13 protein-coding genes are annotated in these 14,293 nt (G+C 70.8%); 5 read left to right on the top strand and 8 right to left on the bottom strand.

Going from position 1 to position 14,293, the window contains the following annotated elements:
• Window positions 1-30: 30 nt before the first annotated feature.
• A complete protein-coding gene (locus tag IE195_RS09660; protein WP_191269785.1) occupies window positions 31-909 on the bottom strand; it encodes an AraC family transcriptional regulator in 879 nt (292 codons plus the stop codon).
• Window positions 910-1,114: 205 nt separating this feature from the next.
• Between IE195_RS09660 and IE195_RS09655 the strand changes: the two genes are divergently transcribed.
• Window positions 1,115-2,404: an MFS transporter gene (locus IE195_RS09655; RefSeq protein ID WP_191269783.1), complete on the top strand. Its 1,290-nt coding sequence runs from the start codon at window positions 1,115-1,117 to the stop codon at window positions 2,402-2,404.
• A gap of 176 nt (window positions 2,405-2,580) precedes the next feature.
• Entirely contained in the window at window positions 2,581-3,735 is a 1,155-nt protein-coding gene (locus tag IE195_RS09650) for a baeRF2 domain-containing protein (protein ID WP_191269781.1), read from the top strand.
• Window positions 3,736-3,851: 116 nt separating this feature from the next.
• On the opposite strand, the gene IE195_RS09645 is transcribed toward IE195_RS09650, so the two are convergent.
• Both IE195_RS09645 and IE195_RS09640 read right to left on the bottom strand, forming a co-directional pair.
• Window positions 3,852-4,220: a VOC family protein gene (locus IE195_RS09645; protein WP_191269779.1), complete on the bottom strand. Its 369-nt coding sequence runs from the start codon at window positions 4,218-4,220 to the stop codon at window positions 3,852-3,854.
• A gap of 145 nt (window positions 4,221-4,365) precedes the next feature.
• Window positions 4,366-5,178 carry an NAD(P)-dependent oxidoreductase gene (locus tag IE195_RS09640; RefSeq protein ID WP_191269777.1) on the bottom strand — a complete coding sequence of 271 codons (813 nt, stop codon included), beginning with the start codon at window positions 5,176-5,178 and terminating at the stop codon, window positions 4,366-4,368.
• 59 nt (window positions 5,179-5,237) lie between these two features.
• Between IE195_RS09640 and IE195_RS09635 the strand changes: the two genes are divergently transcribed.
• The gene (locus IE195_RS09635; protein ID WP_191269775.1) at window positions 5,238-6,143 is read left to right on the top strand and encodes a LysR family transcriptional regulator; all 906 of its coding nucleotides are present in this window, start codon (window positions 5,238-5,240) and stop codon (window positions 6,141-6,143) included.
• A 24-nt stretch (window positions 6,144-6,167) separates the two neighbouring features.
• Here the strand turns inward: IE195_RS09635 and IE195_RS09630 are convergent, their stop codons facing one another.
• Window positions 6,168-6,971, bottom strand: coding sequence for an IclR family transcriptional regulator (locus IE195_RS09630; RefSeq protein ID WP_229826144.1), 804 nt, complete (start codon window positions 6,969-6,971; stop codon window positions 6,168-6,170).
• Between the two features lie 139 nt (window positions 6,972-7,110).
• Here IE195_RS09630 and IE195_RS09625 point away from each other — a divergent pair, with 139 nt between their 5' ends.
• Window positions 7,111-8,073 carry a 5-dehydro-4-deoxyglucarate dehydratase gene (locus IE195_RS09625; RefSeq protein ID WP_225942435.1) on the top strand — a complete coding sequence of 321 codons (963 nt, stop codon included), beginning with the start codon at window positions 7,111-7,113 and terminating at the stop codon, window positions 8,071-8,073.
• Entirely contained in the window at window positions 8,070-9,563 is a 1,494-nt protein-coding gene (locus IE195_RS09620; RefSeq protein WP_191269771.1) for an aldehyde dehydrogenase (NADP(+)), read from the top strand. Before IE195_RS09625 ends, IE195_RS09620 begins: the two co-directional genes overlap by 4 nt.
• A 103-nt stretch (window positions 9,564-9,666) precedes the next feature.
• Here IE195_RS09620 and IE195_RS09615 read toward each other — a convergent pair whose 3' ends face one another.
• The 4 genes from IE195_RS09615 to IE195_RS09600 form a co-directional block, all read right to left on the bottom strand.
• Entirely contained in the window at window positions 9,667-10,989 is a 1,323-nt protein-coding gene (locus tag IE195_RS09615; protein ID WP_191269769.1) for an ABC transporter substrate-binding protein, read from the bottom strand.
• 74 nt (window positions 10,990-11,063) lie between these two features.
• On the bottom strand, window positions 11,064-12,389 hold the full coding sequence (locus tag IE195_RS09610) for an ABC transporter substrate-binding protein (RefSeq protein ID WP_191269767.1): 1,326 nt from the start codon (window positions 12,387-12,389) through the stop codon (window positions 11,064-11,066).
• 17 nt (window positions 12,390-12,406) lie between these two features.
• Window positions 12,407-13,279, bottom strand: a complete 873-nt coding sequence (locus tag IE195_RS09605) for a carbohydrate ABC transporter permease (RefSeq protein ID WP_191269765.1) — start codon at window positions 13,277-13,279, stop codon at window positions 12,407-12,409.
• Entirely contained in the window at window positions 13,269-14,246 is a 978-nt protein-coding gene (locus IE195_RS09600) for a carbohydrate ABC transporter permease (RefSeq protein ID WP_191269763.1), read from the bottom strand. The genes IE195_RS09605 and IE195_RS09600 overlap by 11 nt, the downstream gene beginning before the upstream one ends.
• Window positions 14,247-14,293 lie beyond the last annotated feature (47 nt).

Raw genomic sequence — 14,293 nt, 5'->3', positions numbered from 1 at the left:
GACGGACCGTCGGGCCGGGGGCGGACCGGGTCAGACGACGGTTCTCTCCACCGGCATCCACACCTCGCCCGTGGCGAGGTTTCCGTCCGGCCCCTCGTACTCCACCCTCACCATCTGCGGGCCCTGCCTGGCCCGGTAGGCGGGATTGGCCGGGAACCACTCCGAGTGGGCGTACACCCAGATCCGCTGGATGGACTCGGGAGAGGTCACCCGTTCGAACTGGAAGGCCACCCAGGTGCCCGCGGGTACCTCCAGGGCCTCCATGCCCTCGGGGACCTCGGGGGCGGAACTGGCGGCCGCCACGTAGAAGTCGACGTCGCTGCCCTCCCGCTGGTCGGGATCGTGGGTGACGGTGACCGACAGGCCGCCGTGCGGCTCCTGGTCGGACAGTTCCCCGACCCGCTCGTGGACGTCCCTGCCCAGACCCCGGACGAACTCGACCACGGGCTGGTTGACGCCCTCGTGGACCAGCGGGACCCGGGTCCCGGGGCCGATGAGGCGGAACGCCTCCTTCTCGACGATCCGGTAACGCATGGCGGTGCTCCCTTCGACGGTGAGGTGGAAGGTCAGTCGTGACTGGGAGCTGAGCGCGGCACCCGAGCGCCGGGCCTGGCCCGGGCTGATCCCGTGCACGGCCCGGAACGCCCGCCCGAAGGCCTCCGCCGACCCGTAGCCGTAGCGGACCGCGATGTCGAGCAGGGTGTCCCTGCCCTCGATCACCTCGGCCCCGGCCAGGGTGAGGCGGCGCCGACGCACGTACTCGGAGATCGGCATCCCCGCCAGCACCGAGAACATCCTCCGGAAGTGGTGCTCGGAGGTGAGCGCGGCCCGTGCCATCGCGGCCACGTCCACCGGTTCCCCCGGGTTCTCCTCGACCCGTCCGAGCGCCTCGTTCAACCGGTCCAGCACCTGTTCCTCCCTCGTTCACCAGCCAAGTTACGGACGGCGCCCCCGCCCCGACCCGACAGTTCGGGTTCGCCTCCGGTCAGGTCGGTTCCCCTCCTCGACCTGTGCCCCGGACGGGTTTCTGCCGAGGGAAGACCGCCTGTCGTCCCGTCCGCCTACGCTTCACCGTGTCGGCCTCAGACCGCTCCACCCCCACCCGGAAGGCCCCATGGCCCAGAAAACACCGCAGCCCGCGGCCGAACGCCCCCGCCGCGCCCCCCTGGGCGTGGAGTTCCGTAAACTCCTGGGGGCGGTGGGCCTGGGCAACCTGGGCGATGGGATCGCGGTGGTGGCACTGCCCTGGTACGCCACCACCCTCACCGACGACCCCTTCCTGGTCGCGTCGGTGGGCGCGGCCACCCGCCTGCCCTGGTTGTTCGCCCTGGTCGCCGGGGTGGTGGGCGACCGGGTCGACCGGCGCCGCCTGATGGTGGCCGGCGGGGGAGCCAAGGCGCTGCTGCTGGTCTCCCTGACCGCTGTGGTCGCCCTGGAAGCCGGGTCGATCCCGTTGCTGATCGCGGTGGCCCTGGCGGTGGGGGCGTGCGAGGTGTTCTTCGACAACACCGCGCAGTCGGTGGTGCCCACCGTGGTACCGCACTCGCGGCTGGAGCGGGCCAACGGTTACCTCCAGGCGGTGGAGCGGGTACTCAACAAGTTCCTGGGCGCCCCGCTGGCCGGTGCGCTGCTGGCCGCCTCCACCGCGTGGGCTTTCGGCGCCCAGGCCGTACTCGTCCTGCTGGCCGTGGTCTGCCTGCTCAGCCTGCGCGGGAACTTCCACCCGGCACCGGCCGGGGGACCCCGGCCCTCCGTCCGTTCCATGTTGCGTGAGGGGATGGTGTGGTTGTGGCGTCACCCGGTACTGCGCCCGCTGGCGCTGGTCACGGGGGCGTCCAACCTGGCCTCGGCGCTGATGGGGTCGGTGCTGGTGCTCTTCGCCCAGGACGTGCTGGATGTGGGGCCGCAGGGATACGGGCTTCTGATGACCGTCACCGCGGCGGGGGCGGTCCTGGGGGCGCTGGTGGTGCCCTCCTTCTCCGCGCGGATCCACCCCTCCACCGCCCTGACCGTGATCCTGGCGGTCCTGGGTGCGAGCGCGCTCACCGTGGGCCTGCTGCACGACGTCGCGGTGTTCGCGGTCTGCTATCTCCTCACCGGGTTCGCCTCGACCTGGTGGAACATCACCGTGCTCTCGCTGTTCCAGCGGTTGACCCCCGACCGGTTGCGCTCCCGGGCCTTCAGCGCCCACCGGACCCTGTCCTGGGGGATGCTGTCGGTGGGGTTGGCCCTGGGCGGGGCCCTGGCCGCCGCCCTGGAGGGGCCGCTGGGGCGCGAGTGGGCGCTGTCGGCCCCCTTCGTGGGGGCGGGGCTGATCGGTCTGGCCCTGGCCTGGGCCCCCGCCCTGGTGCTCACCGCCGGGGCGATCGACCGGGCACTGGCCGAGGCCCCGGATCCGGCCTGACCGTCCCCGGGCTCACCCGGGAGGTACGGACGGGAAAAATCTGGAAATCATCGGGCAAGGACCGTGTCTCGTTCGACGTGGCGTGCTGTCGGACACCACCATGGCCCCCAGGATGACTCGCAGGCCGACCCCGAGAAGGAGGTGGGCGGGGCGGGGGTACACACGCCCCGCAGACTATGGACCTTGGTTTTCTGCGACCTCTGTACGAAAGCGACGGCCCAGTGGCCTCGGTGCACCTGGACACCAGCCGCGACACCACGGACGCCGAGAAGAAGATCGAACTGCGCTGGCGGCACCTGCGCGAACACCTGGCCGATCTCGGGACCGACAAAGCCACACTCGACGTCCTGGAGGAGGCCATCGGGCAGGGTGACTCCCGCGCCTACGGCGACCACGGACAGGCGCTCTACGCTTCCGAGGGGCGTCTGCTGGGGGCTCACACACTCGCCGAAACACCCAGGCAGGACCGGGCCTCGCTGCTTCCCATCCCCGATGTCCTCCCCCTGGCGGTCGACCGGGGCCGTAGCGTCCCCTACGTCCTGGTGGCCCTGGACCGGATCCACGCCAAGGTGTTCGCCTACACCGCACAGCCCGCTGCCAAACCCACGGTGGAAATGGAGAACGAGGGCTACGACCTGCAGGACATGGAATCGCAGGGACGAGTCCACCCCGGCCAGCGCGGTGATGCCGGAGGCCGCCGTGCCGACACCAACATCTCCCAGGAGCTGTGGAAGGAGAACACCGCCCAGGTCGCCGAGATGGTGCGTCAGGCGGTACGCAAGGTCGACGCCGCGGCGATCATCGTCGGCGGTGACGACGAGGCCATCGCCTACCTGCGTGACAACCTCGGCCCCCGCCAGCTCACGATCCCGATCAAGGTGGTCGCGGGCGGGCGCGGCGGCGCCGACGCCGAGGAGCGCCTGCACGAGGCCGCTGAGGAGTGCCTTCACGAGCTGATCCGGGAGGAGCACGCACAGGCCTTCTCCGACTACCAGCGCAAGCTCGCCCACGACCAGGCTGTCAGGGGCACCGAGTCCGTCCTGCCGATGCTGTCGGAGGCCCGGGTGGAGACGCTGCTGCTGGGTTCCGACCGGATCAACGAGCCCGAGCTGTGGGGTTCGTACCACTCACCGGTCCTGGTGGACACCTCACCCAGGAATCTCGACGACCCGAACGCGGGCTTCAAGGCTCCGGCCAGCGCGCTGATGCTGCGTGCGGCGGTGATGTCGGACGCCGGTTTCACCGAACTGCCCCAGACCGAGCAGAGCGCCCCTCCGGAGGAGGACGTGCACCCCGTGGAGGCGTGTGCCACGCTGCGGTTCCCGAAGTAGCGGGACCCCGACAGGCCCGAGAAGCCGGCGCCCCGCTCCCGTCCGTGGGGGAGCGGGGCGCCCCCGTGTGCCGGGCCCCGTGTGCGTGTGCCGGGATCGCCCGTGGGCCACGATGCCTAGGACTGGGCCCAGACACCCAGTTCGTTCCCGCTCGGGTCGGCGAAGTGGAAACGCCGCCCGCCGGGGAAGGCGTAGGGGGCTTCCAGGATCCGGCCGCCGGCGCGTTCCACGTCCTTCACCGTCCGGTCCAGATCCTCGGAGAAGAGCAGGACGAAGGGCCCTCCTCCCCGCACCTCACCGTTCGGGTTGAGTCCGCCCACCTCGGACTCCCCGTCGGGCGACCGGATCCCCGTGTACGCGGGCCCGTACTCGTTGAACCGCCACCCGAACGCCTCGGCGTAGAACCGTTTGGCCTCCTCCATGTCGGTGACCGAGATCTCGACGTAGTCCAGGGCGTGGTGCCGGTGCTGCGCTGATTCACTCATGCCGGGCATTGTCCCCGATGGCTCCGACAGAACGGGGGCGAACATCCCGGTGCGGTCGCACCGGCCCCGACGAGTACGGCCGCCGCGTCCTGGCGGTGTTGCGCGTCCCGGGCTCCTGACACCCCGGTCTCCGCCCCCCTCCCGGTCAGGGGCGGATGGCAGCCAGGTCCCGCTCGGCCAACTCGGGGTCCTCCACCAGAACCCGGTGAACCGTCTCCAGCACCGGCAGCTCCGCCTTAGCCGTGGCCAGGGCGACGTCCTTGGCCGCCAGGCGCACCGGGTACAGGGCCTCGGCGGCGAAGGCCCGACCGGCCACCCCGCCCGCGGGTCCGGCCAGCAGCCCCTCGCGTGCCTCCGCCTCGGGAACCCCCAGTTCGCGGGCGAGCCTGAGGCTGTCGGCGACCACCGCCACCCCGCCGATCACCGCGTTGATCAACACCAGTTTGAGCGCGGCTCCCGACCCCGGCCCACCGCAGTGCCGTACGGTCCCCAACAGGTTGAGCGCCTTCTCCGCTGCGTTCGCCGCCGCGTCGTTCTCCGTCGTAGCAGCCGCGCCCCCGGCCAGGATGAGCAGCTCACCGGAGGCCGCACGGTCCACGCTGCCCATCACCGGGGCGTCCACCAACGACACCCCCTCGGGTAGGCGGGCCCGCAGGTCGGCGACCGCGTCCGGGCCCACCGAGGACATCTCCACCCAGACCGTTCCCGGTCGCAGGGCGGGGAGCAGCTGTTCGGCGACCGAGCTCACGGCGGCCGGGTCGGCCAGCATCGTGATCACCACCGAGGCCCCGGCCACACAGGAGGCGGGGGAGTCGGCCACCGTGGCCCCCTCCGCGCCCAGGCTCCGTGCCTTGTCGGTGGTGCGGTTCCAGACGGTGAGGTCGTGTCCGGCGGTCAGGAGGCGGCGGGCCATGGGCGTGCCCATGTGGCCCAGCCCCAGAAAGGCGATCGTGTCCATGCCCTCGACGCTAGGGCCGCGCGTACCCATGCCACAAGCGAATGTCTAGCATGGGAGGCATGCTGGAACGACATGACGCGTACGAGACCTTCCTCCGGGTGGCCGAAGCCGGCTCCCTGACCGCCGCCGCCCGGAGCCTGGGGTACACGCAGTCCGCGGTCTCCCGCCAGGTCCACACCCTCGAACACGACCTCGGCACGGCCCTGTTCGACCGGCTGCCCAGGGGCGTGGCGCTCACCGAGGCCGGACACGTCCTCGTGCCCCATGCCGAGGCGGTCGTGTCACGGCTGGCGGCGGCCCGCACCGACCTGGAGGCCCTGCGCCGCCTGGACGGCGGGCGCCTTCGGGTGGGCTCCTTCGCCACCGCCGACGCCGCCCTGGTGCCCCGTGCCATCGCCGCCTTCCGCACACGCCATCCCCGTGTCCACCTGTCCCGGGACGAGGGGTTCACCGTGGACCTGCTGGACCGGGTGCAGCAGGGCGGACTGGACCTGGCCGTGGTCAGCTCACCGCCCGACGGCGCCCGGGTCCGCCTGTCGCACCTGGCGGACGAACCGGTTCTGGTGGCGCTCCCGGCCGGACACCCGCTGGCAGGGCGGCGGGGAGTGCGGTTCGCGCAGCTGGAGGGGGAGGAGTGGATCGCCGGGGGAGAGCGTCCCGAGAACACCCTGCTGGCCGCGGCGGTACGTCCGGGGTTTCGACCCAGGGTTGCGCACGTGGTACGCGAGTGGATCGCCAAACAGGGCTTCGTCGCCGCCGGGCTGGGCGTGACACTGCTGCCCGCGCTGGCGGCCGCCTCGGCCCGCCCGGACATCGCCCTGGCCGCGATGGACCCGGGGGAGCTGCCGCACCGCGGCGTGTACGTGGCCCTGCCCGCGGACCGGCGCACCGCCCCTGCCACCGAGGCCTTCCTGGAGGAACTGCGGGCCGCGGCCCGGGCCGTCCTGGCCGGAGCGGCGACGTGAGGAGGACCCCGCCCCGCGTCCTGCTCAGGTGGCGGCGCTGGTGAAGGCCTCGGTGACCACGCTCTGCTCCAGCAGGCTGCGGGTCTGGCGCAGGGCGGCCAGGCTCTCGCGTTCGAGCTCCTCGCTGTGGCGGGCCGCGGGGATGGAGCAGCTCAGGGCGTCGGTGGCGGGGCGGTCGTAGCGCAGCGGGACCGCCAGGCAGCGGACGTCCTCGACGCTCTCCCCGTCCTCGGTGGCGTAACCGCGGTCCCGGATGGCGGCCAGTTCGGCGAACAGCACCCGGCGGTCGGTGACGGTGCTCGCGGTGAGCGGGGCCAGCGCGTCGGGGAGCAGGGCGTCGGCCTCGGCATCGGTGCGCTCGGCCAGCAGTGCCTTGCCCAGGGCGGTGGCGTGCGCGGGCAGCCTCCTGCCCACCCTGCTGTAGGGCCGCAGGTAGTGGCGGGAGTCGCGGGTGGCCAGGTAGACGACGTCGGCGCCGTCCAGGCGGGCGAAGTGCAGGGTCTCCCCGGTGCGTTCGGAGAGCGCGTCCAGGTGGGGGCGGACCTGGGCGGTGCGGGTGTCGGCGTCGATGTAGCCGGTCCCGGTGAGCAGGGCGCGGATACCGAGCGTGTAGAGGGTGCCGGTGGCGTCGGTGCGCACCCAGCCGCGTTGGACCAGGGTCTGCAGGAGCGCGTACAGGCTGCTGCGCGGCACCCCCATGCGCTGGGACAGGACACGGAGCGAGGCGGCCTGGCCCAGTCCGCTCAGCAGTTCGAGCAGTTCCACGGTGCGGGCCGCCGACTTGACCTCGCGCACGCCCTCCTTCTCGCCGTCCACACCTGTCCTCACGTCTGTGCCTTCCGTTCGCCGTCGAGCGGAGTCTAGCCGCGCCCCGCCGCGGATGTTCTCGGCCGGGTGTTGACGTCCTCCGATCACAAACATAGCCTCTGTTTGTATATGAGAATACCATCTACATACGGAGACAACATTGGTTTCCCCCGTTGAACGCCCCGAACACGTCGCCGAGGTGGCCCAACGCCTGTCCCAGGGCATGGACCGCTCGGTTCTCGCCTTCCCCCTGACCCCCTTCGACCAGGACGGGGGCGTGGACCTCAAGGCCTTCGAAGCCCACCTGGAACACCAACTGGCCGCCGACCCCGGAGCCCTCTTCGTCGCCTGCGGCACCGGTGAGTACTTCTCCCTCGACCTGGACGAACACGAGGCCCTGGTCTCCGCCGCCGTACGGGTCGCCGACGGCCGGATCCCGGTCGTGGCCGGAGCGGGCCACGGAACCCCGCTGGCCAGCGCCTTCGCCCGCTCCTCCGAACGGGCCGGAGCGGACGCGGTCCTCCTGCTGCCCCCGTACCTGGTCAACGGGCCCCAGGCGGGCCTGGTCGAGCACACCCGCCGCGTGTGCGCCGCCACCCGCCTGCCGGTCATCGCCTACCAGCGCTCCCAGGTCTCCTTCACCCCCGAGAGCCTGACCGAGCTCTCCGCCATCCCCAACCTGGTCGGCGTCAAGGACGGCCACGGTGACCTGGACCAGATGCAGCGCCTGGTCCTCGCCGCCCCCGAGGGCTTCCTGTTCTTCAACGGTGTCCCCACCGCCGAACTCCAGGCACGCTCCTACGCGGCGATCGGCGTCAGCGCCTACTCGTCCGCCATCCACGCGGTGGCCCCGGAGATCTCCCACGCCTTCCACGCCGCCCTCGGGCGGGGTGACGACGCCTTGGTCGACCGCCTGCTCAACGAGTTCTTCGTGCCCTGGGTCCGACTGCGGGACCGGGGCACCGGCTACGCGGTCTCCCTGGTCAAGGCCGCCGCACAGGACCGTGCCGACGAACTCGGCTACCACGTGGGCCCGGTGCGACCGCCGCTGGCCCAGCCCGCCCCCGAACACCTCGCCGAGGCCCGGACCCTGATCCGCGCCGGTCTGGAGATCGTCCGATGACCAACCCCGAAACCACCCCCGTCACCAGCATCGACCCCCGCACCGGCAAGGACGTGGAGACGGTCACCCGGGAGAGCACCACCGAGGAGGTGCGGCAGGCCTGCCGGGCCGCGGCCGACGCAGCGCCCGCCCTCGCCCGCCTCGGCCGCCTGTGGCGGGCCGACCTCCTCCAGGCGTGCGCGGACGCCCTGGAGAAGGACCGGGAGGAGCTGGTCCGACTGGCCGACCGCGAGACCGCCCTGGGCCCGCAACGGCTCAACGGCGAACTCACCCGCACCACCTACCAGTTCCAGACCTTCGCCGAGGAGATCCGCGAGGGCGCCTACCTGGAGGCGGTCGTCGACCGCCCCGGCCAGACCCCCGCGGGCCCCCGGCCGGACCTGCGCCGCATGCTGGTGCCCCTGGGCCCGGTCGCGGTGTTCGGGGCGAGCAACTTCCCCTTCGCCTTCTCCGTACCCGGCGGGGACACCGCCTCGGCCCTGGCCGCGGGCTGCCCGGTCGTGGTCAAGGCGCACCCCGCCCACCCCGCGACCTCACAGCGCACCTTCGAGGCACTGACCGGGGCCGCCCGGGCCGTAGGCGCCCCCGAGGGGCTGCTGGGACTCGTACACGGCCTCGAATCCGGACGCGCCCTGGTCCTGGCCCCCGAGATCCGAGCCGCGGCCTTCACCGGCTCCACCCGCGCGGGCCGCGCCCTGTGGGACCTGGCCTGCTCCCGGCCCGACCCCATCCCCTTCTACGGCGAACTCGGCAGCCTCGACCCCCTGGTCGTCACCCCCGCGGCCGCCGCCGCCCGCGGTGAGCAGATCGCGGAGGGCCTGTTCGGCTCCTTCACCCTGGGCGCGGGACAGTTCTGCACCAAGCCCGGTCTGGTCCTGCTCCCCGGCGACCAGGCCGGCTCGGCCCTGGTCGACCGGCTGGCACAGGCCGTGCGCACCCACCCGGCCCAGACCCTGCTGACCGAGGGCATCAAGGCCGCCTACACCTCCGCGGAGCTTCCCGGCCGCCTGGTCGCCGAGGGCCCGGCGGACGAGGAGGGCTGGTCCGTTCCCGCACGGCTGCTGCAGGCCCGGCTCGCCGAGCTCACCCCCGACGGTCTCGACGAGTGCTTCGGCCCCCTCACCCTGGTCGCCACCTACGACGACGAGGAGGAACTGCTCCGCTTCATCGAGGAACTGCCGGCCTCCCTGACCGCCTCGCTCTTCTCCGAGTCCGACGAGCGCGGGTTGCGGGGCAGGCTGGCGGAACGCCTCCTGACCCGGACCGGCCGTCTGGTGCACGACGGCTTCCCCACGGGGGTGGCGGTCAGCGCCGCCATGCAGCACGGCGGCCCCTGGCCCGCGACCACCAACGCCCTGCACACCTCGGTGGGCGCGACCTCCCTGCGGCGTTTCCTGCGCCCGGTGAGCTGGCAGAACGCCCCCGCGGACCTGCTGCCGGACGAGCTGCGCGACGAGCCCGAACACCCCGTCGCCCGACGCGAGTCCTGACCCACCAGACACACGAGAGCGGCCCCGGGAATGATCCCGGGGCCGCTTCATCGGTTACCGCACCCTGGATGTGGGCGCGCTGGCAGCGCGCCCACACCACTGATCAGGAGCTGCCGGTGGCCTCGCTGACGTCGTTGACGAACTGCTCCGCGGCCTCCTCGGGCGTCAGGTCGCCGAAGCCGAGGTCGTCGGAGGTCCGCTTGGTGATCTCCACGACCTCGCCCGCACCGATCGGCGGCGGCGGGTTGCCGTCGACGATGTCCTCGGTGATCTCCTCCAGGAACGCCGCGCTGCGCTCGTCCGCGGGCGGAAGGTCGCCCAGGATGTGCTCGCGCATGTCCACGTTGGACGGGAGCCCCAGGTCCGACAGGGTCAGCTCAGCGGCGTCCTCGCTGTTGAGCATGAAGTCCACGAACTTGGCAGCCTCCTCCGGGTGCTCGGAGTTCGCGGAGACCGCGTAGAACATCGCGGGCTTGAGGTACATCCCGGTGCGCTCGTGCTCGGTCTCACCCGGGTAGCGCAGCAGTTCGATGTCACGACCGGAGGACTCGCTGATCCCGCCGAGCTGGTTGGTCCAGAAGTGGGCCATCGCCCCCTGGTTGGTGGACAGTACCGACTGGTCGGGGCCGCCGGCCTCGATCTCGACGCTCTCCGAGGCGCTGGGCTGCCCGCCTCCTTCCAGCAGCCGTTCGGTGATCTCGAACCAGGAGGTCATGGTCTCCTTGGAGAAGGCCAGGGTGCCGTCCTCGGCGTAGAGGTTCTCCCCGCGCTGGCGGGCGAAGATCTGGAACCCGGACTCGTTGTAGGCCATGCTCTGCACACCGGCGAGCTCGCCGTCGGTGGCCTCGGAGATCTCGTTCGCGATCTCGACGTAGTCGTCCCAGGTCCAACTGGTGTCGTCGGGCATCTCCACCCCCGCCTCCTCGAAGGCCTGGGGGTCGGCCATGATCGCGTAGGCGTTCACGCCGGTGGGGATGCCGAAGGTCTGCCCGTCGAGCACACCGGTCTCGGCCACCAGCGGGTCGAGGGCGGACAGGTCGAGCTGGTCACCGTACTGGCTCAGGTCGGCCAGGGCGCCGCGCTGACCGTACTCGCGCAGGTACCGCTCCTCCTGCATGAAGATGTCGGGGGCGTCGTTGGCCGCGGTGCTGGTGGCCAGGCGGTCCCAGTAGGATCCCCAGTCGGTGTAGTCCGGGGAGACCTTGATGCCGGGGTTCTGCTCCTCGAAGACGTCGATGGCCTCCTGCATGGTGGAGTGGCGGTCGTCCGCGCCCCACCAGGAGAAGCGCAGCTCCACGACGTCGCCGTCGGACTCGGAGGAACCGCAGGCGGTGGCGGCCATGACCAGGGCGGCGACCGCCGCGGTCGTGGCGAGCAGGGGACGGCGTCGGCGCCGTGCGGGTGCACTGCCGGAGAATGGGTTCATGGGGGGATTGACCTCTCTGTGCGTGATGAACGTGAGTACGGGGTTCTGGCCGGGTGTTGAAGCCGGAACCGGGTTCAGGGGCCGTTGCCGATGGCCGTTTCCAGCTCCTCGATGAACTGTTCGGCCGCCTGCTCGGCGGTGAGGTTGCCGAAGACCAGCTCCTGGTAGATCCGCTCGTTGATGTTGGCGATCTCGCCCGAGCCGACCGGCGGTGGCGGGTTGCCGTCGACGATCTCGTCCTCGACCTCGGTGAGGAAGGCAGCTCCGCGTTCGCCTGCCGGAGGCAGGTCGTCCGCGACGGCTTCGCGCACGTCCAGGTTGGCGGGCAGTCCCAGGTCGGACAGCACCAACTCGGCCGCGTCCGTGCTGTTGAGCAGGAAGTCGACGAAGCGCGCGGCCTCCTCGGGGTGGTCGCTTCCGGCCGCTATCGAGTAGTACATCGCGGGTTTGAAGTACATTCCGGTGCGTTCGAGCTCGGTCTCGCCCGGGAAGCGCAGCAGTTCGATGTCACGCCCGGAGGCTTCGGTGATCGCACCGAGCTGGTTGGTCCAGAAGTACGCGGTGGCACCGGTGTTGGTGGAGAGCACGGACAGGTCGGGGCCGCCGGCCGCGATCTCCACGCCCTCGGTCGCGGAGGGCTGTCCGCCGTCCTCCAGCAGCCGTTCGGTGATCTCGTACCAACTGGTCAGGGTCTGGGCGGAGAAGGCCAGGTTCCCGTCCTCGTCGTAGAGGTTCTCGCCGTGCTGGCGGGCGAAGACGTGGAAGGCGTTCTCGTTGGTCATCCCCTGGGTGCCGACGATCTCACCGTCGGTGGCCCGGCTGATCTCCACCGACATCTCGATGTAGTCGTCCCAGGTCCAGGTGGTGTCGTCGGGCATGTCGACACCGGCTTCCTCGAACGCCTCCGGGTCCGCGAGGATCGCGGAGACGTTCACCCCGGTGGCGGCGCCGAAGGTCTGCCCGTCCATCTCGCCGCTCTGGGCGACGTTCGGGTCGAGGCCGGACAGGTCGAGGGAGTCACCGAGCTCGGCGAGGTCGGCCAGGGCGCCGCGTTCGCCGTACTCGCGCAGGTAGCTCTCGTCCTGCATGATGACGTCCGGGGCGTCGCCGGCCGCGGTGCTGGTGGCCAGGCGGTCCCAGTAGGAGGCCCAGTCGGTGTAGTCCGGCGAGATCCTGATGTCGGGGTTCTGCTCCTCGAAGACCTCGATGGCCTCCTGGAGACGGGTGTGCCGGTCGTCCGAGCCCCACCAGGAGAACCGCAGCTCGACGACGTCGTCCCCGGAGCCCGATCCTCCCCCGCAGGCGGTCGCGGCCATGGCGAGCACACCGGCCATCGCGGCCGTGCGGAGCGTGTGGCGGTGTCGGTGCGGCGGGCGCGCACCACCGGCGGGGAGGCTCATGGGTGGCTTCCTTTCCTCTACTTGATTCCGGTGGTCGCGATGCCCTTGACCAGGTAGCGCTGTCCGGCCAGGAAGAAGCCGAAGACAGGCCCCAGGGCCACGACGGACATGGCGAAGAGCGGACCCCAGGAGGTCTGGGAGGTGGAGTCGACGAAGGTGCGCAGTGCCACGGGGACCGTGTACATGTCCGGACTGGTCAGGAAGATCAGCTGGCTGAAGAAGTCGTTCCAGGTCCAGATGAAGGTGAAGATCGCCGTGGTGGCCAGGGCCGGCAGGGACAGGGGCAGGATGATCTGGCAGAAGATCCGCACGTGTCCGCAGCCGTCGATGCGGGCCGCCTCGTCCAGGTCCTTGGGCAGTCCTCGGATGAACTGCACCATCAGGAAGATGAAGAAGCCGTCCGTGGCCAGGAGCTTGGGCACGATCAACGGGTAGAAGGTGTTGATCCAGTCCAGCTGCGCGAACAGGATGTACTGCGGCACGATCACCACGTGGATCGGCAGCATGATCGTGCCGAGCATGATCGCGAAGAACAGGCGCTTGCCGCGGAACTCCAGCCTCGCGAAGGCGTAGGCGGCCATCGAGCAGCCGATGAGGTTGCCGATGATCGCTCCGCCCACCACGATCGCCGAGTTCAGCAGGTAGCGGTGGAACGGTTGCTGGAGTGCGGTCCACCCCTCGGTGTAGTTGCTGGGGGTGAAGTTCCAGGGGATCAGTCCGGGTTCCCGGAAGATCTCGGCTGTGGGTTTGAAGGAACTGGAGAGCATCCACAGCAGCGGGTAGAGCATGATCAGGCCGAAGCCGATCAGTCCCAGGTGGATGAGCAGTCGCCGTGTGCGTTCGGCCTTGGTCCGCCGGGTGGGGGCGGAGGCCGCGGTCTCAGTCGCCATAGAAGACCCAGAACTTGGAGGCGAGGAAGTTCACCGCGGTGAACCCCCCGATGATCATCAGGAGCAGCCAGGCCATCGCGGACGCGTAGCCCATGTCGAAGGCGCCGAATCCGCGTTGGTACAGGTAGAGGGTGTAGAAGAGGGTGGAGTCCGAGGGGCCGCCGGTACCGCCGCTGACGATGAACGCCTGGGTGAAGGTCTGGAAGGCGTTGATGATCTGCAGTACCAGGTTGAAGAAGATGATCGGCGTGAGCATGGGGACCGTGATGTGCCAGAACCGCCGCATGGGGCTGGCTCCGTCCACCGCGGCCGCCTCGTAGTACATCGCCGGGATCTGCCGCAGTCCGGCCAGGAAGATGACCATCGGCGCACCGAAGGTCCACACGTTGAGCACGATGAGGGTGCCCAGGGCGTAGTCGGGGTGGGACACCCAGCCCTCGCCCTGGATTCCGAAGAACGCCAGGACCTGGTTGATGAGGCCTTCGGCGCCGAAGACCTGGCGCCACAGGATGGCCACCGCGACACTGCCGCCCAACAGCGAGGGCAGGTAGTACACCGACCGGTAGAGGGGCAGTCCCCGCAGTCCCCGGTCCAGGACCATCGCCAGGGCCAGGGCCATCGCGAGCTGGAGGGGGACGGAGACGAACACGTAGACGAAGGTGACCTTCAGCGCGCTGTGCAGGCGCGTGTCGGTCAGCATCCGCTCGTAGTTCTCCCCGCCCACCCACTGGTGCTCACCGATGAGGTTGTAGTCGGTGAAGGAGAAGTACAGGGAGGCCAGCAGGGGTCCCGCGGTGATGAGCGCCAGGCCCAGGAACCACGGGCCGAGGAACCCCAGGGCGGCGAGGTTCTCGTACCTGCGCTCCCCCTTGCGGGGAGCCGCGGCCCTGCGGCGGGTCCGGGGCGGGCGCGCCCCGGTGTCGGGGCCGTCGGACGCCCCCGCCTTGCTGTGGAGAAGAGCGGTCAAGACGACACACCTCCTTCCCGAGCCGTTGTCGTGCGTGCCGTCGGCAC

It is taken from the genome of Nocardiopsis terrae (assembly GCF_014651695.1).
Lineage (GTDB): Bacteria > Actinomycetota > Actinomycetes > Streptosporangiales > Streptosporangiaceae > Nocardiopsis > Nocardiopsis terrae.
This window is presented reverse-complemented; position numbering and strand designations above follow the sequence as displayed.